Here is a 26,476-nt window from a genome sequence, read left to right as displayed (position 1 = left end):
GTTAAATAGAAATTAACTTGAGTTTATGAAGCTTGACCTATAAAAGGGAACTAATTACAGTGCTTGCTTTTAAGGGACGATATGTGACATGAAAAGAATAACCGTTTTGGCGTTGCTGCTACTCTCTGGATGTCAAGCTAGTAACACTTCTGTGCCGTTAACAGCTGAAGAGCTAAAACATATTCGCTATGTGGATATGCGACATTTACCCATCAAAACTCAAGCGGATGGTTATTGGATTCAAAAACGCCGGATAGAACCCATATATCCAATAGAGGCGGCCAAAGATGGGATATCGGGATGTGTTTCTTTGACGTTAGGTATAACCCCAGATGGGAGAGTGGGAAGCTATAAAATCACCAGCAGTTATCCCGAGGGCGTTTTTGATATCAGCGCACTTCAGGCTATTAAAAAGTGGCGTTGGATCCCCGATGATAACAACCCTGCGCGTCAGGCTATATTAATCGATGCGAAACTTGATTATTTTGTAATTCAAGGGCAAAAAAATTTGGATGAAGCAAAGCGAAACTGTAAATTCACCTCCATTCCGGGGCGTTAAGCGTAGCGTTTTACTGCATAGCGCGCGAACGTATCCGCGCTTTTATGATTTGAGGCAATTAAAATGGAATTTAAACTTTTAGCGCAGCACAAAGCGCTGATACCAATTATTGCTAAGTGGTACTTTGACGAGTGGGGAAGCATTGTTGAAAAGGCCTCTGTAGAGCGTTTTGAGCAAAAGCTTTTAGACTACCTTAACGACTCTAGTATTCCTTGTGTAATCGTCGCGCTGGATGGCGATACGGTCGCAGGAGTCGTGCAGCTTAAATTTCATGAAATGAGTATCTACACAGATAAAGAGCACTGGATTGGTGGTGTATATGTGGACAAGCCCTATCGTGGAAAGCAGTTGGCGTCATGCTTGGTCAAAGAAGCGGAGCGATTAGCCATTAAATTCGGTGTCAAAACGTTATATTTACAAACAGAGCATCCTGAGGGCGGGTTATATCGAAAACTCGGCTGGCAACCGCTCGAAAACGTCAATTACCGAGGCGTTGATGTGGTAGTGATGAGCAAAACAGTAGTTTAGTTAAACAAGCTAGATTATAAGCTCGGGTAAAAGGCTTAATAAAATCCCACAGTTTTATATGTTCCAAACTAGGCCGTTCAACAGCAACTTATTATTTTAAATCCCATTGCTATAACGGGCGTTTACCCAACTCGTATTTGGACAAAAACGAGTTGGGCGCATTCAGCTCAAATCCACCCTTCGGATAACTTTTAGTCGCAAAGCGTACTCAGCCACCGTTTCTATTGGAGGCAGAACCGCGCAGAACTGGACAAAAGCTGTCATCTGTCGTGCCAAACTTACTTTATGCAGAACTTGCTAAAAGGTATGCATGTAACCCGTCAGTTCATGAAGTACGATTATCCTATTCGGTGTTAGAACACATTAATACTTTAGGTTTCATATCATCTTTTTGACTTCTCATGTGACCGCAAAGCATCTATTTTTTCAGTCATCACCTATTTGTAGCAACTAATTGGGAGGGCTACTCATAGAAGTCGAATAACCTATCTATTGAGCACTGTTTTAATACAGATACTGACAAACTGATAAACATATCAAGAGTAACTCTAAGCATTGGCGCTAGAATTAGCGACTTAGCACCGATGTCGGTGTTACTATATGCATATAAAGTAGATAGCTAATGGTATGGAAACAATAAGCCCTATGAAAGAACATTCTCAATCTGAACATAAGATAACTTATACCTCTTCCTCAGCTTCAAAACCACTAGGAACAATTGATGCTCAATCTCCAGAAGCCTTGGATATTGTAAGAAAAATCCATGAGTCGTTACAAGGAGTACCAAGTCAGATTGCACATGATACTCTTGTGGATACTCAAAGTAAGATTGAAGAAGGGTTACATGAGGAAGCAATAGACTTACTGCTACAGAATGCACTCTTTATCACTAAGCTAAAAGATAAGCGAGTTTTGGACGTTATTGAGTCAATCGATAGCACTAATCTGGATAAAGAACTTAGGAAATCGCACTTATCGCTTTGCCTTGGATATGCGTCAGTCATCGGCGAGTTAAACGCAGTCATTAAGTATATTGAACTCTTGGAAACTGAGTTTTCAGAAAATCTAAATGATAGTTACTTGGAAGGCTTTATTTTAGAGAGAGCAAGATACGCTAAAGAAGAGGGCAAGAGGAATCTAGCCGTAATTCGGTATCAAGATTTGATAAAAAGAGAAAATGCCTCACCAAGGAATACAGCAGTTGCTTATCAGGGCTTAGCAGATCTCGCCACCAACGAAGAAGATATCGCCCGATATCATCGATTAAGTGCAGACAAATTTCTTGAAGCAGGACAGAAAAAGGATGCAATTACTAATTTACTGCAACTCTATAAGCTACAAGCTAAAGAGTCACAATCTTCAGCATTAGAAACATTGGAAACTTGTTTAAAATTAGTAGATTCAGGTGACTTGCTTGAGCGTCACGGAAAAGCCTACCTCTTACAGGACAAAGCCACATATTTGCATAAGCTAGGAAATAAACTAGAAGCATTAAAGACTATTGAAGATGCAATTGGTCTAGATGAAGGTGTTTTTGATGCTGAAATCAGTTTACATACTTCGTACTTGATGGCAGCTCAATATGCTTTAGAACTTGGCATTCAAGACAAGGCTAATCGCTACAATCAGCTGGCTGTGGACATTGGTTCAACTATTGGTGATGAGTTATTCAACCTTCAAACTAAAGTTGCTGATTACTACGATGAACATGATCAACTGAGTAAGGAAATTTTAGATGATGTATTGGCGTTTGGTAACTCTGGCTTAATTGGGACGGTCTTACTCAAAGAATCTATCAATCCATCTAATTCAATTACAGATTCAATAGGCTTCTTAGATGCTGCACTGGGACACTTAGAGAAGGACGATAGAGGGGTAGTTGATTTAGTCCATTTTCATTTTGGTCTCATATATCAAGAGCGAGGGTCAACAACTAACGCAGAAGAAAGCTACCTGAAGTCTCTTGATGCCAATCCATATAACTACCCAGCAGCAAACAACCTAGCAGGACTTTATATGGAAAGTGAGCAATGGGAGAAAGCCTGTAAGCTTTTTAGTTCAAGAATCAAGTTGTTGGGTGAATTACCAAATATGTGTTTTGGGTACGGTAAGGCTCTTTACGAACAGCATAAGTATCACGAAGCTTTAGAATACTTTAATAAAGCAAACCCAGATACAGAAGGTCTACAGCAATTAAAGGAAGAGTGCTTTATCAAGATGCCCAAAGGCATGATTGCTACTAGATTCAAACCTGAAGTTGTCGTTCAAATTACCAGTGATAGTATGCTTGCTGCTCTAAACGAGTTCTCAGCTACAGTATCTGCTCAAAATAGGATGCACTTTTGGCAATCTGATAAGAAAGGAGGTCATAAGTGGAACAAGAACCCAGAAGAAATTGGGAAACAGCTTCTTATTACATTTTTATCAGCAAAGTTTGGACAAAGTAACATACAAATAATACAGGAGCACCGTGCTGGAGCTGGCTTTGTTGACTTATACCTTTTACTTGCAGGCGGCCTAAAGGTAGTTGTGGAGCTTAAAATGTGTGGCCCTTCATACTCAAGTTCTTACGCAATATCAGGAGAAGATCAGATAATTCACTATCAAAATAATACGGGTTCTAATTTAGGGTATTTGGTTGTTTTTGACGGCAGGAAAAGAGATTATGCCAAAGGGCTTCAAAAGCTTCAAGTTATTGAAAATAAGACCATTTACTCTATCGCTGTTGATGTTCGAAACTCCGTCAAGTAAAGCCCTTATCTGAGTGAAACACGGCTTAATTCGCGATTAGCTTAATATAACAGAAAATAGCAGACACCCACCATAACATAAATGCAAATTATGGTGGGTGTTAGTGTTAGCCTAGTATTATTCATCTTGCTCACATGAAAATGGGCCAACCACGTCGCTTTTGATGGCAAATTTGGTATCAATTTCTGGATGCCGTGTTTTTATCTCCTCAAGCGCTTGCTCGAAGTTCTCTTTAACCATCACTCTCCAAGGATGCGATGAAAATAAAATATAGTTATCGTAGTCATTCACATGAAAGTGGATATCCCCGATATAGGTGAGGCTATTTTCTGCTATATCAAAAGTGCCAAGGCAGTTTAAGTCGGGATCAACTAATTTGGATCCTTGCATATATAACACCTGGTCAATTTCGTGCGTCCCCACTGGTAGTGGTAGAACAATCAACTTTTCCCGGGTGTCTTTTAGAACGAAGCTGTAGTTGTCTAGCATTTTTTGTGTATTTCGGGTAATGAATTGAGCATTACCAATATCGCCAGAGGTACTAAAACGGGCTAAAGCTAAGCCATGTCCTTCAGGCAAAGGCTTTTTAGCATCATATGCCAATTGCGCGCAACCAGACAGAAAAAGAGAACAAACAACAACCATAGTTTTAAACATATTTACTTCTCACTACATAAAGGTGCGGCATTACAAGCACCTGTCAAATTCTAATTGCAAGCATTAAACCCAAAAAAAGCAAACATTACAACTACAAGAAATACACAAACAATCAAGACTTTAGATTGCAAATAGCAGACACCCACCATAACATAAATACAAATTATGGTGGGTGATGTGTTAGCCCGTACTTCAATAGTGCATCTATCGCGGCGTTTATGTGGTAGTGATGATTAGCTTTAGCTGTATACTGCTCCAAACCAAACTGAAAGCAATTACAGGACCTTCCTTCTAATGGCAGACCAAGCTATTTCACTTTCTAAATATAATCAAGATTGGCCACGGATGTTCCAAGATGAAAAGCTAAGGTTAGCGCCTTTGCTATGCCATTGGATTGAAGGTGGTATTGAGCATGTGGGTAGTACAGCTGTGGTTGGTATGGTTGCTAAGCCTGTGATAGATATTATGGTGGGTGTTAATTCACTCGAAGCGTCAAAAGAAGCCATCCAAGTGCTCACTCAACACGGTTATTGTTATTACCCCTATAAAGCTGACGTAATGCACTGGTTTTGCAAACCAATGCCTGAGTTTAGAACTCATCACTTACATCTTGTTCCCTTCGATAGTGCACTTTGGCAAGAGCGTATTTCTTTTAGGGATAAATTAAGAGCATCATCCGGTTTAAGAGCAGAGTACTGCGCGTTAAAGCAAAGATTAGCGCAACAATACAAAGATGATCGTGAGCAATATACTCAACAAAAATGGCCGTTTATTCAGAAAGTGTTGGCATCATTTTATAGCTGATATTAATCCTGCCTATCGTGGCGACACGAAACGGCGATAACCGGACATTTTATAGTTTTTAACTTAGAGAATACGTGCCCTTTCTGAAAGTATGGTTGATTGGTGGCAATTAAAGTAAGTTAAAGGCCAAGAAAAACCCAAGAGCCTTGGCTCTTGGGTTTTACGTTAAAGCAGCGATTAATTCGTTTTTGTCGCTTTATATTTGATAGTTACATTGTAGTAAGGGAATAGGCCGCGTAGGCGGAAATTCCATCTACCTTCTGCAGGCTCGTCAAATACACAGCTTTCTTCACTCCCCCAAAGGTATGGGCGACAGTCGTACTTGAAGAAGTTTGGCATTTTCTTATGGCGCACATATAGGTCTGCTTCGCCTTGACCCGTGATAGATACTTCTAGTTTATCAAAGCCTGCTGGTAGCTCGATTGAGCGATGTTGCCACCAGAACCAACCTGCAAGGCCTGTAAACTCGCCTTCAATAATCGTCGGCTCTTTAGCAAGGTTAAGGTCGATTACCACTGGGTCATGATCCGATGCGCGATAAGCATGTGCCGCATAAAGACTCGCTTTGTGAGTATCTGATTTGTACTCAGTGTTGTAATCTAGCGCGACGGGTTCATCCGCATTGATATGCCAATCTGTTACCGACTTTACTTTTTCCATCATTGTGTTTGAAGCAAAGGCATGATCTAGGCTACCGATACGTCCTTGATACACATATGAATAATCTAAGCTATTGCCATTAAGCATTTGCTTGATATTGGCATAACCATTCTCTACATAGGTGTTGATTGGATCTTCCTGAGCGTAAGCATTCATGTCACCCAGAATAATCACATCATCTTCCGCAATTCCTGTCGGATTTGTACCAAGCCAAGTTGCTAGGGTATTAACCGCTGTGACTCGAGTTTGGTTCCAACAACCTTGACCATCATTTTGGTCTTGATCTAAGCCTTCAGCTTTTGAACAACTGCCTTTAGAGCGTAAGTGGGCCATTACCACTGTGAAGACTTCGTCGCCGTTTGCCTCTTTGAAAGTTTGAACGACAGGAGGGCGGTTACCATAGTCAAATGGTACGGCTTCGGTAAATGCTGGCGTGCCTACTTCAGCTACTTTATTACTACGATAGATGATACCGGATGTAATTGCATCCCCACCTACTTGATCAACATTTAGGTTTACAAATGCGTAAGTATTAGCAGAATCTGCCGCATTTAAAGCGTTAACGAGATCGGCAATCGCACTAAACTCACCAAAGCCATCATTTTCTACTTCTAGCAGACCAATAATATCGGCATCGAGCGCTGAAATTGCAGCAATCGTTTTTGCTTTTTGGCGTTCAAACTCTTCAAGATTGTCAGCGCCACGTGACGTTGGGAAGCCTGCACCTTGACCGTCACCATTGAAGTAGTTTAATACGTTGAAGCTTGCAATACGTAAATCTCCACGCTCTTCTATCTGAGGTGCTTCTGTACGTAGATTAGTATGAACAAAGTTTGGTGTTGTCGTTGGGTGAATACGGTACTGGCTATAACCATACCCCAATACACCCTCAAGGCCCGTCACAGAATCGCCCAGTCGTAAGGTGTTATAGGCATCTAGCGTGGGTGATGGGTAAGGAATAACGTCAGGGTTTTGTACTGATGAACCATCATCAAGTAAAATTTCTTTGCGCTTGTTCTCAGCTTCTAGCTGGTTAGCTGCATCACCAGGAGTTGCTACTTGAGTGCTTTGGTATAAACGTTCAGTACCTAAGCGTACTTCGCCGTAGCGTGCAAGTCCGTATGTATCGTTAACGACCAACTCATTTGAAATCGAAACCAACATGCCTTCGTAGGCTTCAAGACCATTCTCTGCAGGTAAAGTAACGCTAGTCGCTGAAGCCGTTGCAGAACCGCATAGCTCAATTGCGTCGACGTTAATAAGTTGAGTTTGACCATACTTCTCTTCAACTTTACCACGTAATTTAACCACATCGCCTGTGTTTACTGGTGTTGCAGTATATACGACAAAAATACCTTCGGAAGTATTACTATCAGCATCATAGTCAGTGCTTTCTTCTTGAATGAAGAAGCCGCCAAGCCCTGCATCTGATTGCATGCTTGCAGTGACAACAGCTTGAACTTCAACCGTTTCTCCCGCTAATGGGCTTGCATCGCCAGCGCCCTGAATGGCACTGATCAAGGTGTTATTTTCGCCACAGATAACAGGCTCTGGCTCAGGTACGTCTCCGCCATTAATGTGGATACCTAGGTTGCTAAAATCGTCTTTAGCAAGTGCAAGCCACTGTCCAGCGCCAACAAATGCAGAAGTTGCATCGGTGCGACCGGTTGTTATTGCAGGATCTCTGACAAGCGTTTTATCTTTTGTTCTAATATCGCCATCAATCCATTCACTACCTGGGTCGACACCAACCTGACCAAGGCTATCGACAACTGCACCATTGAGTGTAAGCGTCACGGCATCATCACCATTAAACCAGCTACTCGTGTTTGTTAACTGTGCCTTTGCGATGATCTCTGCTGCGGAGTCAGCATGAGCAATAACATAAGTTGATTTAGCCGCAAGTTCACCACTTAGCTCAATGTTCGTGCGGGCTTCTGTTGCACCATTAAAGAAGAAGTTGACGGAGTAACCTGTTAGACTAACAGCTTCATCACTACCATTGTAGAGCTCAATGGCTTTGTTATAACTGCTACCTTCAACGTATTCAGAGATAATCACTTCTGCTTGTGCATTTAGGCAAGCTAATGCAATAGCTGAAGCTAGAATAGATTTTTTAATCATTTTTTATTTTCCCGTGTATTATAATTATTCGAATTTTTATTCGAATGCAGCATTTTAAGCGCTATTGATGACAATTCAATTAAACTTCACGGTCTATTTACATTGGTTTACACTAAATTGTGCATTGAAGGACAAAAGTCGTTGAATTTTATGCCATATTCAAACGTTAACAGTGAGTAGCTATGTGTATATATCGAGATGCAACGGTTGCGCTATACTCAATTAGGACCGGAGCGAAGTTGTTAGCCACCTTAATTTGAAGGTAAAGGCGGGAGAGAGTGGACATGGCGATAAAAAGTTTAAAACGGTCATGCCTCTTGCTTATTGCCTTGTCGTGCACATCATTTGCAAACGACACCATAGTGGGGGCGCATAATACTTGGCCTCCCTATGTCATTGATAAAGGTTCTGGCTTTACTGTAGATATAGTTCGTGCAGCATTCAAAGCAGAGAATCAAGATTTTGAAATGCTTATAATGCCTTTCAGTCGTGCCATGCGAATGGTCGAGAAAGGGCCTGTAGATATTATCCCCGCATTATGGCGTTCGGACAGCCGCGATGAACGCTTTATTTTCAGCAACGCTTATTACAGTAATCGGCTGGTACTTATTTCACGTACAGAGCGAACCATTCATTTTAAAGAGTTGGACGATCTTAAAGGGCTAAGTGTATGTGCTATTCGGGGGTTTCGTTCTGAAATTGCACTCGCTCAGATCCCACAAATTCGCCTAGAAAAGCTCACCAACCTGACTTCCTGTTTGTCGCTTCTCAATAAAGCGCGGGTAGACGCTGTAGTTAGCGATGAGCTTGCTTTTGTGTATTTACAAACTCAACACGCAGAATTTCACAGTTTCAAAGTACATCAACCGACCATAGCACAATGGCCGCTTCATATTGGGGTCAGTAAATCTCACCCGCATGCAGTAGAGATAATAGCGTTGTTCAACAAGGGCTTGATACAACTAAAGATGAATGGTATTTATCAGGCAACACTTAAAAAGTATCAATTAGATGAGTGAATAACCGAGTCAACCGGCTTCTGTTAGCACTGTGTTTTATCGCAAAAAGAAGGGGTAATGAAGCTGCGCTTCATTACCCCTTATCGTGAGGTTGTTAACTTGTTAGGGTGGTTAACGCGCAGTAGCTTGCCAACGTCGAACTACTGCAAGTGCGAGACAGGCCCAAATCAACCACAATGGCATACTACCGCCATCACTCTTGTTCGTGACGGTATCGGTAGGTGCTTTGTTGACCGTAATATTCACACTACCTTGGACACTCGCCTCACCATCTGTGATTGTGTAGGTAACGGTTTCACTGCCAACAAACCCAGAATTTGACTGATAGGTTAAGCTGTAATCAGCATTAACTGTGACACTACCTTGCTGTGCCGTCGCTTCAGTTACTTGCAGCGTATCGCCATCACTATCACTGTCGTTTGCTAGCACATTAATGGTAATTGGCTTTCCTGAAACAACAGTTGCAACATCAGAAACCGTTATGGGAGCTGTATTGGCAACAACAGTAATTACTACACTCGCTCCTGCGGTTCCACCGTTGCCGTCAGTTATGGCGTAGTTCAGTGTATCAACTCCGACATAGCCTGCGTTTGGTGTGTAATACAGGGTGTTATCTGAATTGATTTGTACTTCGCCAAAACTGGCTGACGCATTTGCTACGGTGAGCATATCTCCATCAGCATCAGTGTCATTCGCTAAAACGTCAATAGTAATATTGGTGTTCCACTTCATACTAATTGAATCATCTAGCGCTACAGGCATCTGGTTATTTGAAAGCAGTACACCTACACCTCCTGGATCCACGATGCTGCCATTGGCTTCACCATCGTCATCGTTGATACCACCATCTTCTATCTGAAGTTGCACACACCAATGACCTTCAGTCAGTCCTGACGACCAATTTTCATCTCCTGGAGGAGGACAAATGCCAGGTTCACCTTCCGCACTAAAGACAAGGTTATTTGCGTCTTCCACAAAGTTCACCCAACTGCCTGATGACGCCTTAAACTTACGGTAAACGGCATCTCTTGGGATAGGTAAGCGCTGTGGCATCACTAATTGATACACTTGACCTGCTTTAGGTAATCCATAAGCGATAAAGTCAAACAGGCCGCCAGTGATTTGCGCATCATCATCGCTGCCCAGTTGTGAGTTACCCTCGTCATCTGTCATGAGTAGGCCACCAGTTTCACCGCTCGCGGTAAACTCGCCCTTACGTAAACAGACCCCAGGATTACCTTCTACTAAAAAGCCATCCTGTGTAACCACTTCTTGAGGCATAACATTACACTCGGTGATCGCATCTTGGAAGTCAGGGATCCCGTCACCGTCGTCATCTGCGTAACCCTCTTGGCTGTCAGGGATGAGATCGCCATCAGTATCTTCCGTATCAGATAATTGCTGCAATGATTGGGTCACTTGGATAAATACACTATCACTATCTTGTGCACTACTTGAGTCTGTCGCTGTGTGTGTCACCTTGTAAGTGCCTGGTTGTAGATCCTGAGGGTTAAAGCTCAGTTGCAAAGTATCTTCCGTATATTGGTCGGAAGTCATGCCTGGTACTTTCCATGTGCTCGCAACAGTATCGCCAACATTTGGATCACTCACCGTTGCAACGACAGATACAGTTCCTTCATCTTGGCTCACGGTTAATCGGTTTTGATCATTCTGTGTCACAACTAGCGAGACCTCAGGCGCAATATTTTGTTCACTCACAGTAATAGTGGTTTCACGTTTTGCACCAAGGTTAACACCGCTATTCAAGCTGACTGTGATCGTTTCATCACCTTCAAACTCCCCATCTGCAACAGTTTGAATTGAAATGTTGCCTTTTGTACCTGAGCTTATCGTTACCGAGCCACTACTCAAGTCATGATCCACTCCAGATGTTGCGCTGCCTGTCACCGTGTAGTTGACTGTGACAGGATACTGAGGAGCGGGGCCATTTAGCAGTACTTGAATATCTATTCTAGCGCCTTCAGCAATGGTTTTATCTTTACTCAACGATACTAGCGGATTCACTCTCAGCAACTGTTGGTCGGTTCCTAAGTTACCGTTTGCATCTGTTGCTTGCCAGTAAACGTTATGCGCTCCCGGTGCAAAAATGGTTTTACCTTCAGTAAGGGTCACAGGTAAAGGCTCGCCACTGCTATTGAGTGCTGTCGCAATACCCAAATTTACCTTGGTAAATAGTCCCGTCGCATTAACTTCTAAATCTGCTGGGGCGGTGACAACAGGAGGCTCGCCATTGGTTGCGCCACTTATTTCTAATAGTGCGTTTGCTTTAGCTCTACCACCTTTCCCATCACGAATGGCGTAGTTCAAAGTAACAGCACCTGCAAAGTTATTTGGAGCGGTGTACTGCAAAGCATTGCCTACGACGCTGGCGCTGCCCAAACTTGCCTTAACGCCTTCAATAATGAGGGTATCTCCATCAACATCCGTATCATTGTCTAACACATTCAGGGTGAATGTATTGTTGGCGCTACCATCAAGCTGGAAGTTATCGTTGTTTGCAATGGGTAAGTCATTTACAGCTGTGATAGTTAATGCAACGGTATAGCTATCACTTTGCAGTTCTCCATCGCTCACTGAATAGGTAAAGCTATCTTCCCCATTGAAATCAGCCTCTGGTTGATATACCCAGCCTGTAGCATTATTGGTTAATGAACCATTTGCTGGCTGACTACCAATTGTCAGCGTTAAGGTATCATCTTCAGCATCTTGTAATGTCGGCTGAATAGTCAATGGAGTATCTTCTTTAACGCTCAGCGAAAGATTTTCACCCGTTGGCGCTGTATTTTCGGCAACTACTTCAAGGTTAAATGCTGGTAAGTTTGCATTGTCAGTGCCATCACTAACGCTAATTTGAATACCACTAGTCGTACCAATATCTGTCTCTGATGGTGTACCAGAGAGTTCACCAGTTGACGTTGAGAATAGTGCCCAGCTTGGCTTATTAATGATCGTAAAGCTTAGCGTATCCTCATCTTCATCTGTTGCTGCTGGTATAAAACTATAGTTTTCTCCCACAGTGACTTTCACCCCGGGTGTACCACTGATAGTTGGCAAGCGATTGATATTGACCACGCTTAGCGTGAAGTTAAGGTTTGCGCTTTCATTACCATCACTGACACTGATTGTGATGTTGTATTGCTCACCACCATCATTAAAGGTAGGAGTACCTGTTAGTGTACCCGTTGTACTACTGAATGTTGACCAGTCAGGTGCATTGGTAATGCTAAAAGTAAGATTATCATTATCCTCATCGGAAGCACTTGGGGTAAAGCTATAAGCTACTCCTTCATTTACCGTAGAAGCAGGTGATCCACTTATTGTGGGAGCTCGATTCACATCGTTTACGGTGATGGAAAATGTCAGGTTTTGAGTTGCACTACCATCACTTACTGTGATGACAATACCGCTGTAAGTACCCGACTGATCGAAGTCGGGAATTCCCGTTAGTGCTCCAGTCGTCGAGCTAAATGATGCCCAACCCGGCTGATTAGTAATGGAGAAACTCAGGTTGTCATTATCAGGGTCGCTTGCCGTTGGTGTGAAATTATAAACACCACCTTCAAGTACCGAAGTGGGCGGTGTACCGCTTATAGATGGTGCCCGATTCACATTTACAACATTAATATTAAAGCTTAGCGTTTGTGTTGCGCTGCCATCGCTGGCCGTTATTACAATACCGCTGTAGTCACCTGCATCAGTAAAACTTGGCGTGCCGCTCAGGGCTCCTGTGCTAGTGCTGAAAGTAGCCCAACTTGGTTTATTGGTAATACTGAAAGTAAGCGTATCTCCATCAGGATCAGAGGCGGTTGGAGTAAAGCTATAACTACTATTTTCATTAACGCTGGTCGCTGGTGTTCCACTAATGCTTGGTGTACGGTTCACGTTGATGACGGTAATGTCAAAATTTAAGGTATCGCTAGCTGTTCCATCACTCACTGTAATAACAATACCATTGTATGCACCTGCATCGGTATAACTAGGTGTTCCCGTCAAGCTACCGGTTGAGGTGCTAAAGGTTGCCCAGCTAGGTTTATTGGTGATGCTAAATGTTAAGGTGTCGTTATCTTCGTCAGTCGCGGTAGGTGTAAAACTATACGCAACATTTTCGTTGACGGTCGCCGCTGGAGTACCACTGATAACCGGTGCTTTATTTAGCTCAACAACAAAGCTAAATGTTTGATTGGTAATGGCGCTAACACCGTCTTCTAAACCATCTTGTAGTGAAAAGACAAAACTGTCACTCGCATTTTGAGAGTCGTCGTGGGTATAAAAAAGATTACCGCTTTCAATATCAGCTTGTGTGAATGTACCATTGCTGCCGAGTGCTTCCCCACTGTCTAAGCTGTCATTACTATTTGCATCTACAAAGAGACTTCCGTGACTTGGCAAGGTGGTTACCGTATACGTTAAACCTGTACCAATATCATCCACATCGCTCGCAGACAGAGCTGAACTCGTGATGTTTACTGTTGTACCACCATTTAAGGTTAAACCCGTATTCGTTGCGACAACAGGGGCGTCATTGACGTTTGTAACCGTAATAGTGAAGCACTGCTCGCTGGTCTCAGTACCATCGGAAACAACTAAACAAATATAGTGATCGCCAACATCGTCATTGCTAGGCGTACCCGTTAAGGTTGTTTCGGCTGGCGATATCTTTCGAATTCGATGGTTACCGGTATCTGCAACATATACGATGCCATTGCTGTCTACTGCAATACCAAAGGGTTGGCTGAAGCGTGCCACACTTGCTAAACCATCGGTGCTTCCTGATGTTCCAGCACTTCCTGCGAAAGTAGTTACTTCGCCTGCAGTTGTGATCTTGCGAATGGTATGCCCCGTTTGCTCGGATACATAAAGGTTATTAGCGCTATCTAGTGCGACATCATACGGTTTATTAAAGCTCGCTTGCGTGCCTGTGCCATTCGCTGAACCCGCTGAACCCGTTCCAGCAAACGTAGTCACAACACCTGCTGAGGTGACTTTACGAATAGCGTGATTATTACGGTCAGCAATGAATAGGTCGTTATTGCTACTACTACCACCATTATAGGGGAAGTTGAATTTTGCCGATGTGCCTGTTGCATCGGTAAACCCAGAAGAGCCTTTGCTGCCAGCAAACGTAGTTACGACACCTGCAGGGGTTATTTTACGAACGATATGAGGGTTCGTCTCTACGACATATAAATTTCCGTTGCTGTCAATCGTGATACCCGTTGGCGCGGCAAAAGTGGCTGCTGTGCCAGTTCCGTCCGTGCTGCCAGGAGAGCCGCTGCCTGCAAAGGTGGTCACGACTCCAGCCGGGGTGATCTTACGGATTTTATTATTTGAAGAATCGGCAACATAAACATTGCCAGAAGCGTCAACCGTTACAGCTTTGGGAAAATTAAATGAAGCAGCACTACCAGTGCCTTCATCAGAGCCTGCGGTTCCTGACCCCGCTAGTGTAGTGACAACGCCCTCAGGTGTAATTTTACGGATCACATGGTTACTGTAATCGGCGACATAGACATTGTTATTACTGTCGGTTGCAACGTCATAAGGTGATTTGAATGAGGCGGCAGTCCCGGTTCCATCGATGTAACCAGAGCTTTGACCTGCAAATGTAGACACCGTTGCTTCTGTGCTTGTGTTCAAGCTTAGCCAACTTGGAAGCGGAGTACTAGCTGAGACAGAAACGGTGACGGCATCTTTGTCAGGGTCGCTGGTTGTGACTGAATATTTGTATACTGAGTCCTCAGTTGAAGCAGTGACCGCAGTGGAAGTAAATGTAGGCTTATCGTTAACAGCCGTGACGTTCACGGTACTGGTCGCGGCATCACCATCAACGGTACCATCATTCGGCGTAACCGTGAGCGTCATTGCCGTTGTGTTGTCTGTTGCAGTGGTAATGTTGAGTTTAGTCGTTACATCGAGGTAGCTATTAAGCGCAGCCGCTGACCCACTTAATGTCATACTTGATGTTCCGCTTCCCGCCACTGTGACGCTACTCACTGTTCCATTGCCGTCGGTGCTTGTGATGGTGCCGCTGTCCAGTGCCAAGGTAACCGTTAAGTTGTCATCTTCGTTATCAGCTAAGACGACTGCAGATAGATCAACTGTTGTTGCGACATCTTCTGTCACCGTAAAGCTTGCTGGTAAGTTACTAATTGTAGGTGCAGTATTGGAAATATTGGCATCTAAATAGGCTGATTCATGCCATGCGACACATATTAAATTCAGTGCGTTGTTACAGGGCACACTGCCTATTAGGGTATACCAACTGCCATTTTGGTTGGCAACACCCTTGACGGTATTCGAAGGTGAGGTTCCGCCCGAACAGTTGTTTGCAGCATTAAATGTCCCTCCTGAATCGGAGAAACTCCAAAAATACTTAACGTTGCCCGAATTTTCAAGCATGTCGGACGCATTGCTATTAAGGGCGCTAAGTGTGCCGTTGACAAAGTCATCCCAATTGGTGTCAGCAAGCTTAGTGCCTCCGCTATTATAAACATTGACACTCGGTAGACTGTAATTCGTGTCAAGGCTGGCGATGTCATCGGATGCGGAGAACGAAATTACTGCACGGGCTCTAACCGGCCCATTACTCACTGCTGTTGAAGCAGAGCTATCAATAATATTATTTAGGCGGTTGTGCTTGCGTAGAAATTTACTTTTGCATAAAGCATCTGCTGTGGTTCTTGCTTCTGCAGCCGTAGTTCCAAAATAACCATTGCCCAGCTCACTAGTTTGATCTGCGTAATCATATACAATGAGCTTATCAGAGGCTGGCAGCTCAGTGCCGTTACTAACGTAGTAGGCTTCGAACACTTCAGGTCTTATTGAGTTACTCGCAGGCAATAATGCAACGACACCGTTGTAGCTGGCAAGGTCACCTCCAGAGAGCGTAATATGGTAAATTGAGCTGTTACCTGAGTCGACGGTGATTTGGGTGATTGATGCGGTTGTTTTACTACCTGTATCAATAGTTGTGTCGTTATTGGTGTCTTTTTCATCGCCTAGAATCGTAAAGTCACTGGCAGTTGGTGCAACGGTATGTGCGTTAACAAACGTGACTTTAAAGACTAATTCATCAGCATTTGTTGTTTCGTCAGTTGGTGTGAGCCTTTCGACTTTTTGCCAATTTTCGAGTGCAAATGCGGATGAGGTTAAGGCGAAAAATATACTGCCAGCTATGCAGCTATTAGAGACAATCTTACGAACACGGCTTAACAGTGAGCGCTGTGTAATCATAATGACCCCTGAGTGGTTCAGTTACTAGGTTGATAACATTTATAGAACTGCTTTGGATGACAACTTTGTGGTTTTTTATACAAAGATGTTATTTGAGTGTAGTTGATGTTTTGAAGCTTGGAATGACTCTTATAAAAAATTCGTAACCTAAAACAGAAACTTAGGGAAATTTTAATTTTTATTTTTGCAATTTTTAAGTTTTTTTAATTTAAAAATAAGAAAAAAAGACGACTTAACGTTAGTTTTTTAGATCTTAATTGTGTGTTTAGGTAATGGTTTAATAAATATTAATTTGTTAATTGCAATTAAATTGTTGTCGCACACGGTGAGCATGACTTCAGTTGCTTGAGACGCTCATTCACTGCTGAAATTTAGATACTACTCGGTGTTTATGCTGTTTCTTATTAAGGTTACTTGTTAGTAAAACCAATGCATACGTATTCAATAGATTGTTTAGCTAGGAATTCTATATTGTTAATCTTGTGTGAATAAGAGGCGCAATAATGAAAAATATAAAACTAAACCAAATTGCAGCGGGAGTGTTGTTAGTATCCAGTTGCGTTACACCTGCACATGCCGTTGACGGCGACCCAACAACATTCGTTCATTTATTCGAGTGGTCTTGGGCTGATGTTGCGACGGAGTGTGAAACGTTTTTGGGGCCAAATGGCTACGCGGCTGTGCAAGTATCACCACCCAATGAGCATATTACAGGGGATCAATGGTGGACTCGTTATCAGCCAGTCAGTTATGAGATTGCGAGTCGTAGTGGTAGTCGAGCCGAATTTGCCGATATGGTCGCGAGGTGTAAATCTGCCGGAGTAGATATCTATGTTGATGCTGTTATAAACCACATGGCCCATGGCAACGGCACCGGAGTTGCAGGTAACACCTTTGGCAACAAACAATACTCTATCTATAGTCCACAAGATTTTCATGAGACCTGCGCAATAAACCCTGAAGACTACGGTAATAATGCATGGCGAGTGCAGCACTGTGAACTCGTAGGACTGCATGATTTAGACACCGATGCGAGCTACGTACAAAATACCCTCGCGGGCTTTTTGAGCGATTTACAGTCTCTGGGCGTGGCGGGGTTTAGGCTGGATGCAAGCAAGCACATGCCTGCAAGTGATATTGGCGATGTGTTGGCCAAGCTGAATCAACCAGCGGTCGTTTTCCAAGAGGTGATTGATCAAGGAGGTGAGGCGGTTTCTGCTTCTGAATATCATCAAAATGGCTTAGTCACCGAGTTTAAGTACAGCATTAAACTGAGCGAGGCATTTAAACAAGGCAAACTGGCTTGGTTAAAAAGCTTTGGCGAAGCTTGGGGCATGATGCCAAGTTATAAAGCCGTAGTATTTACAGACAACCATGACAACCAGCGTGGGCATGGTGGTGCAGGATCTATCGTTACTTTTCATGATGGTAAACTATACGATTTAGCGAATGTATTCATGCTGGCGTCTCCTTATGGTTATCCTAAAGTGATGTCTAGTTATGAATTTAATGGTGACACTGATGCTGGTGGCCCTTCGGTTCCTGTTCATCAGAATGGTAACCTCAATTGTACTAGTCAATTATGGCAGTGTGAGCATCGTCGCCCAATGATTGCAGGTGCAATGCAGTTTAGAAATCATACTAATGGCAATTGGACTGTGGCAAATTGGTGGGACAATGGTAATAACCAAATTGCTTTTTCTCGCGGTAATTTAGGCTTTGTCGCCATTAACCGGGAATCTTCTAGTATGGTTCAAAGCCTGCAAACAGGGCTCCCTGCCGGAACCTACTGTGATGCGCTAAGTGGAGGTATCGGTCAAGAAAACTGCACAGGTAAAAGCATCGAAGTTGATACCAACGGTTACGCACAAATTAATTTAGCAGCTATGGATGCTGTAGCCATTCATCATCAAAGTAAGTTGACAACCCCACCGCAGACTGGTGATTGGCAACGCACATTAGTCTTTATGAAAGCAGAAACTCAATCGGGTCAAGATATGTTCGTCCGAGGTGGTCTTGATCATGCCGCAGCATTGCAGCGAGGGATTGATTGCGGCGCCGATCCTACTCTTTGCTCTTTACCTATCAAGCATTTGAACATGCGAAACATGACAACTACGCCTTGGAAAGTGGCTGATAACAGATTGGATTGGTTAGCGGCTGAAGCTGGGCAGTCTAGTGGTGCCCAAGGGAGTCCGCTGGATTGGACAACCAATATTTGGCCTGCTAGTTGGGGCGCGGAAAAACGTTACGACGGCGATGGTTTTGGTGTCATGTCACTCAATCAATGGGGAGCACATTACTGGTTGCTGGAAGTAGAAATGGACTGTAGCAAAACATTCAACGGTTGGTTTGAAGTAAAAGCATTCGTTAAAAATGGTCAAGGTTGGGAGGGGGATATCAACCAACAAGGCATACCATATACGAGCAATAATCATTTTGCTCAATGCGGAAAATTGAACGTGTTTGAGTTTGGTACAAACTCAGTCTCTATTTTGTCATTATAACAACGATGGACTAGGGCTAACCTAGTCCAGATTTACACTCCTCAGTTCTGTAAAGATTACACTCAATCAAAACATCAACCTTTAATGTTTATATATTTCATGAGGTTATATTATGGTATTGATTCTGCATCGACATCAGTATCTATCTTTATATCAGCAACGTATTGAAGGAGAGAATAATGTTGGAGTCAGACGATATTTCAGTCGCGATCTTAGCCACTGACGGGTTTGAACAAAGTGAGCTGATTAAACCTAAGCAGGCACTTGAAAACGCAGGATTTAATGTTGATATCATTTCTTTAAAAAAGGGCGATATTACTGCTTGGAATGAAGACAATTGGGGTGAGAAAGTCGCCGTTGATTTAACTTTGGACGAAGCCATCCCCAGTAAGTATGCTGGGCTTGTTTTACCTGGCGGATTATTCAACCCCGATAAATTAAGGCAAGAAAAATCTGCGGTTAAATTTATTCAGGCCTTTTCACAGTTTGGTAATAAACGCCCAATCGCGGCGATATGCCATGGCCCTTGGCTGCTAATCGAAGCGCAGCTAGTGGAGGGAAAAACGCTTACCTCTTTCCCAAGTATCAAAACCGATCTTAAAAATGCCGGTGCAGACTGGGTTGACCTTAAGGTTGCGGTTGACGACAACTTGATCACAAGTCGCAATCCAAATGATCTTGACGCTTTTAATAAAGCAATCATCGAGGCTTTGCAGCAAGATACTATCAATTAATCGAAAGAGTGGGTTTGTGCCGTTTCAAGCAGACGCTAATAGGTATAAATAAGGAGAAGATAATGTCAGACATAAAGAAAACCTTCTGGGAAGCGCTAGACAGCAGCCCCAACGTGATGATTGGTTTGAGTGATGACAATAATCACCATGAGCCAATGCGAGCACAGTTGGATAAAGACGCCAACGGCGAGTTTTGGTTTTTTACCAGTAAAACAAATCGTATTGCTAAGTGTGGTAAAGCAACAGCACAATTTTCCAGTAAAGGGCACAATGTATTTGCATGTATTCGCGGACATTTAATTGAAGAAACACGACAAGACGTACTTGATGCCCATTGGTCAAGGCAGACCGAGAGCTGGTTTGAAAAGGGTAAAGGTGACCCCGAGCTTATCATGCTCCGTTTTGAACTGGACGATGCTGAGATTTGGCATGTTAGCCCCGACTTGAGCGGCTTATTGAAACTAGCGGTTGGGAAAAATGTAGAACCAGAAGAAATGGGTGAGCGAGAAACGGTTCGCTTTAGGTAGCTATATCACCCAATATAAAGAAACAAGTAGGGCGCAAAGACGGTACATGTTTTTGCGCCTTAATTGCTGCCATTCACAAAAAATGCTCCTAAATGTATTGTTAGTAGTTTAAATATTTAGGACTTTGGGGAATTCTCTGGACAACGGCTAACACTGTGATAACAATGAATGTATTGATTTAGAAGTAAGCTGTTTCAGCGAATTCAGGAGTTTACATGGCCACCGAGGATACCTTTGATAATTGGCAACACGCCTTATCTGCCAGTTACGAGCAATTAATCAATCAGCTTGTTACTCATACACCCCAACTGCTGGGCGCGGCACTCATGCTGCTTGTCGGTTGGGTAGTGGCTTGGCTATTGAGCAAGCTGACTATTTCGTTATTTAAGCTGTGTAATCGTGCGTTGGTAGGCTTAAGCCAACGAGTGCAAACCGAACAAACGCTTCAGCTAAATCTAAAACATGCTCGATTAATAGGGAAAACCGTGTTTTGGGTCACGATGATGTTTTTTATCGCAGCAGCTACATCCAGCCTTGGTTTAAACTTTTTCAGTGATTGGATCTCCTCGCTACTTAGCTACTTACCAAATCTCCTCGCTGGGATATTTATTATCGTTGGTGGTTATCTGCTTGGCAATTTAGCTAGTGCCATGGCAAGAGCCGGTGCGCAGTCCGTTGGGTTTGCGCGAGTCGAAGTCGCGGGTAACGTAGCCAAGCTCGCGATCTTATTTACTGCAACGGTAATAGGTATTGAGCAACTAGGGATCAATATTCAATTTGTGACCAATATGGTGGTGGTACTGACCGGCGTATTGTGTGCGGGAGTTGCGTTGGCCTTTGGTCTTGGGAGTCGAGAGTTAATTGCAAATACCGTCGCAGCAAAACAAGCGCAGCGTCACTGTCGAATTAACGATCAAATTGAAATTGCAGGGGTGTCAGGCACGCTCACCGAAATCACAGCAACGATGTTGGTGATTGAAACCCAAAAAGGGAGAACCCTAATACCAGCAAGGCAATTTTTAAAGGACTCGGCACATATTACCGCGACACATAGTCATTCAAGTAAGCAGTAGGGAGGCTCTATGTCAGCGTTAAACCTAAAAATTGCGCAACACTTTTTACAAGAAGAACCAGCTGGCGCCGCGCGCTTACTTTCATTGCAAACGCCAGATGTAGCTGCTGAGTTACTAAAAACGTTACCAAATGAAGTTGCTTTAAACGTGCTTAAGGTCATGCAGCCCCGCAGTGCAGCGGAAATTCTGATAACGCAAACGGATGTTGATATTGCTAGGTGGCTTGGCAAAATGAAGTTGGCTGATATTGCTGCTATCTTCAGGCATCTACAGGAAGATGAGCTTGCACGTTTTCTTAATCTCATTTCAGTAAGGCGACAAACACTCTGTAAGATGTTGATTAGCTACCCTGATTATACCGTGGGAGCATGGGTTGAAACGGACGTACTGATTCTTGAAGAAACAATGACGGTTGAGGAGTCGTTGCTGCGCTTAAAAAAACGTGATTATATCGGGTTTACGCTAGTTTATGTGGTAAATCAGCATCGCCATGTGGTGGGTCAGTTATCACTAACTCATTTGCTTCGAAAAGCGCCGCAACAGAAAATTGCAGATTTGATGGATACTCACGTTGTTTCTCTAAGTGGTTATACCGAGTTGCATAGTGCATTGAAATCGCCCGTTTGGGCGCAACAAGATCAGGTTGCGGTTGCTAATCGCAGTGGTGATTTTATTGGGGTATTGCCACATCACAGAGTGAGAAGTGCACTTGTCAGAATGGATGAAACACAAGACAAGCCAAGCGACTCTTTAGATTTGTTAGATGCCTACTCTAGTTCGTTTGCCAGCATGTTAGATACATTGGTGCCAGTTAAGATCAAGGGGAAATAAGCGATGAGCGCAGCAAAAGATACACTAGATTCAGCGGTAGAGCAGCTCAGTGATGAGTTTTTAAGTAAATTTCCGCTCAAAAGTGCACAGCTCCTTGGCACTTTACCTCCAGACGAAGCCGCTGAATTATTACAACAGCAGGCACAACATATCATTTATCGATTATGGAAGTATTTTCCACCGGGAGCCGCTGAACAAATTTTCCAGCAATTCCCTGTGGATTATCAAGCACAATTTATCGCGAGCCTAGATAGCCATATTGCGGTCGGGCTTTTGAACAAACAGTCGCAGGAAGCGCAGCAGGTGCTACTTGCTAAATTAAAGGAGCAGCATTCAACCATAGCGGATGAACTCAGTGAGTTGTTGGTGTTTCCTGAAAATACCGCTGCGAGAATGATGAACAAAAAGGTGCAAGCGTTTTACTCAGATACGACACTGCGTGAAGTGCTCGCGCAGCTGAAGCGATTAGACGGTAAAGTGCCAGATGTCATCTATGTGTTAAACGAACAGCAGGATTTAGTGGGCGAGACTACACTCAATGTTTTAGTGGGAAGCTCCTCAAGTAAAACCTTAATGCAGGTTGCGACGCCGATCCGAGTCACCTTAAATGTAATGGATCATAAAGATCAGGTCGTGGAAGCGTTTGAAGGGCACAAAGTGCGAGCAATTCCGGTACTTGATGCGCAGCAACAGCTAGTTGGGCAGATCCGATTTTTTGACGCCTATCAGTCAACCAAGGAAGATTTGGCGAGTGATATGCAGACCATGGTAGGTGCGAGTAAAGACGAAAAAGCTCTATCAAGTAGTTGGTTTGCAGTAAAGAAACGGCTCCCGTGGTTACAAATTAACTTGTTAACCGCATTTGCAGCTGCAGCCGTCGTGGGGGCCTTTGAGGGATTGATTGCTCAAGTTACCGCTTTAGCTATTTTGCTGCCAGTAGCTGCTGGACAGTCGGGTAACGCAGGGGCTCAAGCTTTGGCGGTAACAATGCGAGGCTTAACACTACGAGAAATTTCGACGCGACACTGGTATCAGGTGATGCTAAAAGAAATGATGGTTGGTCTGCTAAATGGCATAGCAATAGCCGTTACTTGTGGCATTGGCGTATATTTGTGGAGTCAATCACTCGGCCTTGCACTTGTTATTGCGCTTGCGATGATATCGTCTCTTGTCATTGCGGGAAGCTCAGGCGCTATTGTACCAATCGCATTGAAAAAGTTTGGACTCGACCCAGCACAATCTTCATCAATTGTACTTACGACAATTACAGATATAGCGGGTTTTATGTCATTTTTGGGGATTGCGTTGTTGTTGTCTGATATGCTGCCGAAAGGCTAAGAGAGGAGTGGGGGCAATTCGTAGAGCTAGTGCAGGCACTAGCTCTGAGCAATACGTATTAGTTAACTACTACGTTGCTTGCTTGAGGACCTTTCTGGCCTTCTTCAACGGTGAAAGACACTGATTGGCCTTCAGTTAAAGTTTTGAAACCGTCAGAAACGATAGCACGGAAGTGTACGAATACATCTTTACCGCCGTTTTCTTGAGTGATGAAACCAAAACCTTTTTCTTCGTTGAACCACTTAACTGTGCCGTTTACTGTGTTAGACATAATTGAAACCTTTTTCAAAAAATTAATTGTGTGGTGAAAATCACCGATAAAGCGATAGATAAAACTTAGCTAGTAACGCATTGGTATATCTATAAACGACTTTTTTAAAAAAAGAGTATCAAGAAAAAACAGTGCAGCAGTAGTAAGTGCTCTAAGTATCTAAAGCCTGCATATAGTATAGCGTTCTTATGGCGCTGTCCAATGAAGTTTGCAACTTTTTGTTTAAAAAGTGAGCTTCAATGAGTTTTGAGCGGATTTATTGGTGGAACTTTGATTGTGATGAACGTATTTGAAAGATGTGTTTTCTAGTTTTGTGTGTTTAAAAGCTACTGTTGTATAAGACTTCACTTAGCGGTATTTGAGTGAATACCTATTTGCTCGGAAGCGCTAAGATATAACGCTTCCAAACTTTTAACTACTTGTATCTGTTGATCTCGACTCGGATCACCCCATCTTCAGGCGTTGAATTAAAGTAGAAAGGGTGAGCTTGCCAGTGTTCATCGCTCCCAAATATTTTACCAATAGCCGTTGCGGTTTCGATTGGTTCGTCTTTATTGATATATATATCCACTCGACAGGCCGTTTCACGGCAATCAATATTAGTTACGCGCAGCTTGTTTAGGATTTCGTTTTCCATGAAAAAATAATGAATTTGATCGGAAAATTCGAAAGCCCAGGTTTCGTCTACTGATTGCTCGTTAAACCCTTTATCTTTTGAAGGCGTGATTGTTCTTTCGTCACTTTCTTTAGGTGTTTTGATTTCAGTATATTGGTTAGTGCTATTCTCATCTGCAAACTTACCATTAGGCTTTGGCCTGCTGATAGCTACTTCTTCGAGGTGTGGCTTTACATTGTCGGAAGCTTTAATGTTGCTGGAGAGAGCTGCGATACGCTCCTCTAAATTATCTCGCTCAAACTCTAAGTCTGAGATGATCGTATTCAGATAGATAGAGTAAGCAGCTAATAAAAAAGTCCCTATTGCTGTGAGGTATCGCATATTAACTCCTTGTTTATTTTGTAATTATTGTATTTTTAATAGTTTTTTATATCATTCAGTCATGGTAAACGGAACTGAGCTAAGAGTGTTTTAGCTTCAAAACTATCAAATTGCCCTCCAATATGCAGTATGTGTTGGCTTGATTTGTGAAAGATAAAAAGCTCATCAAAACTACGAGTGTTGTTGGTCAGCGATACAGCCAGCCAATCTCCAGTGTTAAATATGCCAATGTCGTTAGGTGATATCAGCTCATGGACTTGATAGGCAATATCGTAATCAATGGTTGGCTTATCTTTGTTTTTCAATGCGATAAAATAAGACGCAAGATCAAGTTCATACTTGCTATGTAGACCACCGGTAATATTCTCAGCCGTTTGTAACTGAAAAATGAGTTCGCCATGCTCCGCTGTAACGGTGAATGAGGGTAACTCTGAATGAAGAATATTGAGATGAGTAACGTTTTGCTTGGGGATACAGAGCTTCACAGTACTAAATTCAAGCCAGTATGGCTCGCCTTGGCATTGTGGTTTAGGCCAGCTTTCTGCATAGCTAGAGGTGGGTAATAGCGCAAAAAGTACAATTGATAATAATAACTTCATTGTTACACTCCAAGAGAAGCTAGCTTCATTGGAGATTTATAATTTAATATCACCTTTTTCGCACACGAAAGCGATTGTTCTTCACTTAATTGACTAATAATACTTTGTGTAAAGTTTTTAGCGATCCAACCTATTGTCGCTTTAGCACCTGTTGGTTTAGGCACCCATTTTAAAGCGGTTGTGCACTGTTGCGTTTCTTCAATCATTTTACCAAATATTTCAGCGACCTTAGGGTTTACTTCACCTGAAAATTTTAGGTCAACGCCTGCACCTTTATAAAAGGCATTAATGGCATCCTTGACTGATTTTTCTTCGTTCATTGATCATCTCCTTTGTGAACCATATACACTCTTAGATGAAAACAGAAGATAGGTGAACTAATACTGAATGAGAGGCTTGAGTTTAACGCGGGAAAAGATGGCAACTAGATACCTAACAACAAAAGCCATTACGGCTTTTGTTGTTGATCTGTTTTATGTATTACTTCATCGCTGTCATCTTCATCATCGTCTTCCTGTTCGGGCCGTTGATTTTCTACAAAAATGGTGGCGAGTAAGATAGTTACAACACAAGAAAGTAGAATACTTTTTGCGTAAGGGTAACTTTTGTAAACCCAATTCCAGCTCCAGAAGGGCTTAGCCGTTGCCTCTGAGACGCAAAAGATATAATCCATATTTCTCAGTAAGTGCTCACCTAAAACAAGTAAATCCACCACGATAAAAGCTAAGTAGACACCATATAAAAGGATATCTGCATGAGTGGTGTAAATGTATTGCCATTTCTTTGGTTGAAAACGTTTAACAAATTGAAGCGAAAATCGAACTCGGTATTTGAGAATGTAAAAAACGATAAGGTCTAGAATGAGTACTGATAGATAATTTAGTAAATTTGCCTTGTATACTTCTGTGCCAACTTTAACATAGTTAAATAAGATTTGATAAATGATAAATTCGGCAACGAATGAAGCTACAATCAAAGCAATAATGTGTTTCATATTTTCCTGATATTTCACAAGAAATGTCACCAAAAGTAATACGCTTACAACAACAAGGTGAATGTAGTTTACCAGTTGAAAATGTATAAATGAAAGCAATCCAGCCAGTCCTACGCAAAAGAGTAGAAAGTAATTTGAAACGGCCATCTTCATTCCTGATTCTGTATATTGATAGAGTTGAAAGTTAGTTGGGGGTCATGCTTCTCTGCTCTAGGGTCTTTTATTTGCGCACCTGTACTTCCCCCCACA

Annotated in this window: 19 protein-coding genes; 11 read left to right on the top strand and 8 right to left on the bottom strand. The window is 42.7% G+C overall.

Going from position 1 to position 26,476, the window contains the following annotated elements:
* Positions 1-88 precede the first annotated feature (88 nt).
* The 3 genes from CWC03_RS08115 (at position 89) to CWC03_RS08105 (ending at position 3,838) form a co-directional block, all read left to right on the top strand.
* On the top strand, positions 89-559 hold the full coding sequence (locus CWC03_RS08115) for an energy transducer TonB (RefSeq protein ID WP_138581320.1): 471 nt from the start codon (positions 89-91) through the stop codon (positions 557-559).
* Positions 560-622: 63 nt separating this feature from the next.
* Positions 623-1,087: a GNAT family N-acetyltransferase gene (locus CWC03_RS08110; protein WP_138581319.1), complete on the top strand. Its 465-nt coding sequence runs from the start codon at positions 623-625 to the stop codon at positions 1,085-1,087.
* 645 nt (positions 1,088-1,732) lie between these two features.
* Positions 1,733-3,838: a DUF8371 domain-containing protein gene (locus CWC03_RS08105; protein WP_138581318.1), complete on the top strand. Its 2,106-nt coding sequence runs from the start codon at positions 1,733-1,735 to the stop codon at positions 3,836-3,838.
* A 117-nt stretch (positions 3,839-3,955) separates the two neighbouring features.
* On the opposite strand, the gene CWC03_RS08100 is transcribed toward CWC03_RS08105, so the two are convergent.
* Positions 3,956-4,495 carry a hypothetical protein gene (locus CWC03_RS08100; protein WP_045988436.1) on the bottom strand — a complete coding sequence of 180 codons (540 nt, stop codon included), beginning with the start codon at positions 4,493-4,495 and terminating at the stop codon, positions 3,956-3,958.
* A 294-nt stretch (positions 4,496-4,789) separates the two neighbouring features.
* Between CWC03_RS08100 and CWC03_RS08095 the strand changes: the two genes are divergently transcribed.
* Positions 4,790-5,299 carry a GrpB family protein gene (locus tag CWC03_RS08095; RefSeq protein WP_138581317.1) on the top strand — a complete coding sequence of 170 codons (510 nt, stop codon included), beginning with the start codon at positions 4,790-4,792 and terminating at the stop codon, positions 5,297-5,299.
* Between the two features lie 177 nt (positions 5,300-5,476).
* Here the strand turns inward: CWC03_RS08095 and CWC03_RS08090 are convergent, their stop codons facing one another.
* Entirely contained in the window at positions 5,477-8,083 is a 2,607-nt protein-coding gene (locus tag CWC03_RS08090; protein WP_138581316.1) for an ExeM/NucH family extracellular endonuclease, read from the bottom strand.
* Positions 8,084-8,367: 284 nt separating this feature from the next.
* Between CWC03_RS08090 and CWC03_RS08085 the strand changes: the two genes are divergently transcribed.
* Complete coding sequence (locus tag CWC03_RS08085; protein ID WP_249313976.1) at positions 8,368-9,102, top strand: substrate-binding periplasmic protein; 735 nt, start codon at positions 8,368-8,370, stop codon at positions 9,100-9,102.
* Positions 9,103-9,213: 111 nt separating this feature from the next.
* On the opposite strand, the gene CWC03_RS08080 is transcribed toward CWC03_RS08085, so the two are convergent.
* Entirely contained in the window at positions 9,214-16,356 is a 7,143-nt protein-coding gene (locus tag CWC03_RS08080) for an Ig-like domain-containing protein (protein ID WP_138581315.1), read from the bottom strand.
* 503 nt (positions 16,357-16,859) lie between these two features.
* Between CWC03_RS08080 and CWC03_RS08075 the strand changes: the two genes are divergently transcribed.
* The 6 genes from CWC03_RS08075 (at position 16,860) to CWC03_RS08050 (ending at position 23,366) form a co-directional block, all read left to right on the top strand.
* The gene (locus CWC03_RS08075) at positions 16,860-18,863 is read left to right on the top strand and encodes an alpha-amylase (protein ID WP_138581314.1); all 2,004 of its coding nucleotides are present in this window, start codon (positions 16,860-16,862) and stop codon (positions 18,861-18,863) included.
* 179 nt (positions 18,864-19,042) lie between these two features.
* Positions 19,043-19,597, top strand: coding sequence for a type 1 glutamine amidotransferase domain-containing protein (locus CWC03_RS08070; protein WP_138581313.1), 555 nt, complete (start codon positions 19,043-19,045; stop codon positions 19,595-19,597).
* A gap of 62 nt (positions 19,598-19,659) precedes the next feature.
* Positions 19,660-20,124, top strand: a complete 465-nt coding sequence (locus CWC03_RS08065; RefSeq protein ID WP_138581312.1) for a pyridoxamine 5'-phosphate oxidase family protein — start codon at positions 19,660-19,662, stop codon at positions 20,122-20,124.
* Between the two features lie 215 nt (positions 20,125-20,339).
* Positions 20,340-21,197 (top strand): mechanosensitive ion channel family protein, encoded by an 858-nt coding sequence (locus CWC03_RS08060; protein ID WP_138581311.1) that lies wholly within the window; start codon positions 20,340-20,342, stop codon positions 21,195-21,197.
* Between the two features lie 9 nt (positions 21,198-21,206).
* Entirely contained in the window at positions 21,207-22,028 is an 822-nt protein-coding gene (locus tag CWC03_RS08055; protein WP_138581310.1) for a magnesium transporter MgtE N-terminal domain-containing protein, read from the top strand.
* A gap of 3 nt (positions 22,029-22,031) precedes the next feature.
* A complete protein-coding gene (locus CWC03_RS08050) occupies positions 22,032-23,366 on the top strand; it encodes a magnesium transporter (protein ID WP_138581309.1) in 1,335 nt (444 codons plus the stop codon).
* A 58-nt stretch (positions 23,367-23,424) separates the two neighbouring features.
* Here the strand turns inward: CWC03_RS08050 and cspE are convergent, their stop codons facing one another.
* The 5 genes from cspE to CWC03_RS08025 all read right to left on the bottom strand — a co-directional run bounded on the left by cspE (position 23,425) and on the right by CWC03_RS08025 (position 26,374).
* A complete protein-coding gene (gene cspE, locus CWC03_RS08045) occupies positions 23,425-23,637 on the bottom strand; it encodes a transcription antiterminator/RNA stability regulator CspE (protein ID WP_010369631.1) in 213 nt (70 codons plus the stop codon).
* Between the two features lie 415 nt (positions 23,638-24,052).
* Positions 24,053-24,634, bottom strand: coding sequence for a hypothetical protein (locus tag CWC03_RS08040; protein ID WP_138581308.1), 582 nt, complete (start codon positions 24,632-24,634; stop codon positions 24,053-24,055).
* 59 nt (positions 24,635-24,693) lie between these two features.
* Positions 24,694-25,233 carry a hypothetical protein gene (locus tag CWC03_RS23750; RefSeq protein ID WP_249313975.1) on the bottom strand — a complete coding sequence of 180 codons (540 nt, stop codon included), beginning with the start codon at positions 25,231-25,233 and terminating at the stop codon, positions 24,694-24,696.
* A 2-nt stretch (positions 25,234-25,235) separates the two neighbouring features.
* Positions 25,236-25,553 carry a hypothetical protein gene (locus CWC03_RS08030; RefSeq protein WP_138581307.1) on the bottom strand — a complete coding sequence of 106 codons (318 nt, stop codon included), beginning with the start codon at positions 25,551-25,553 and terminating at the stop codon, positions 25,236-25,238.
* Between the two features lie 128 nt (positions 25,554-25,681).
* Positions 25,682-26,374 (bottom strand): hypothetical protein, encoded by a 693-nt coding sequence (locus CWC03_RS08025; protein ID WP_138581306.1) that lies wholly within the window; start codon positions 26,372-26,374, stop codon positions 25,682-25,684.
* Between the last annotated feature and the right edge of the window lie 102 nt (positions 26,375-26,476).

Origin of the sequence: Pseudoalteromonas sp. S2755 (assembly GCF_005886535.1) — a bacterium.
Classification (GTDB): Bacteria; Pseudomonadota; Gammaproteobacteria; order Enterobacterales; family Alteromonadaceae; genus Pseudoalteromonas.
This window is presented reverse-complemented; position numbering and strand designations above follow the sequence as displayed.

Bases quoted from the DNA above. Each gene is read 5' to 3' on its own strand.
- cspE (WP_010369631.1), bottom strand. From the start codon at position 23,637: ATGTCTAACACAGTAAACGGCACAGTTAAGTGGTTCAACGAAGAAAAA.
- CWC03_RS08070 (WP_138581313.1), top strand. From the start codon at position 19,043: ATGTTGGAGTCAGACGATATTTCAGTCGCGATCTTAGCCACTGACGGG.
- CWC03_RS08075 (WP_138581314.1), top strand. From the start codon at position 16,860: ATGAAAAATATAAAACTAAACCAAATTGCAGCGGGAGTGTTGTTAGTA.
- CWC03_RS08090 (WP_138581316.1), bottom strand. From the start codon at position 8,083: ATGATTAAAAAATCTATTCTAGCTTCAGCTATTGCATTAGCTTGCCTA.
- CWC03_RS08055 (WP_138581310.1), top strand. From the start codon at position 21,207: ATGTCAGCGTTAAACCTAAAAATTGCGCAACACTTTTTACAAGAAGAA.
- CWC03_RS08105 (WP_138581318.1), top strand. From the start codon at position 1,733: ATGAAAGAACATTCTCAATCTGAACATAAGATAACTTATACCTCTTCC.
- CWC03_RS08030 (WP_138581307.1), bottom strand. From the start codon at position 25,553: ATGAACGAAGAAAAATCAGTCAAGGATGCCATTAATGCCTTTTATAAA.
- CWC03_RS08040 (WP_138581308.1), bottom strand. From the start codon at position 24,634: ATGCGATACCTCACAGCAATAGGGACTTTTTTATTAGCTGCTTACTCT.
- CWC03_RS08025 (WP_138581306.1), bottom strand. From the start codon at position 26,374: ATGGCCGTTTCAAATTACTTTCTACTCTTTTGCGTAGGACTGGCTGGA.
- CWC03_RS08050 (WP_138581309.1), top strand. From the start codon at position 22,032: ATGAGCGCAGCAAAAGATACACTAGATTCAGCGGTAGAGCAGCTCAGT.
- CWC03_RS08095 (WP_138581317.1), top strand. From the start codon at position 4,790: ATGGCAGACCAAGCTATTTCACTTTCTAAATATAATCAAGATTGGCCA.
- CWC03_RS08115 (WP_138581320.1), top strand. From the start codon at position 89: ATGAAAAGAATAACCGTTTTGGCGTTGCTGCTACTCTCTGGATGTCAA.
- CWC03_RS08085 (WP_249313976.1), top strand. From the start codon at position 8,368: ATGGCGATAAAAAGTTTAAAACGGTCATGCCTCTTGCTTATTGCCTTG.
- CWC03_RS23750 (WP_249313975.1), bottom strand. From the start codon at position 25,233: ATGAAGTTATTATTATCAATTGTACTTTTTGCGCTATTACCCACCTCT.
- CWC03_RS08060 (WP_138581311.1), top strand. From the start codon at position 20,340: ATGGCCACCGAGGATACCTTTGATAATTGGCAACACGCCTTATCTGCC.
- CWC03_RS08080 (WP_138581315.1), bottom strand. From the start codon at position 16,356: ATGATTACACAGCGCTCACTGTTAAGCCGTGTTCGTAAGATTGTCTCT.
- CWC03_RS08065 (WP_138581312.1), top strand. From the start codon at position 19,660: ATGTCAGACATAAAGAAAACCTTCTGGGAAGCGCTAGACAGCAGCCCC.
- CWC03_RS08110 (WP_138581319.1), top strand. From the start codon at position 623: ATGGAATTTAAACTTTTAGCGCAGCACAAAGCGCTGATACCAATTATT.
- CWC03_RS08100 (WP_045988436.1), bottom strand. From the start codon at position 4,495: ATGTTTAAAACTATGGTTGTTGTTTGTTCTCTTTTTCTGTCTGGTTGC.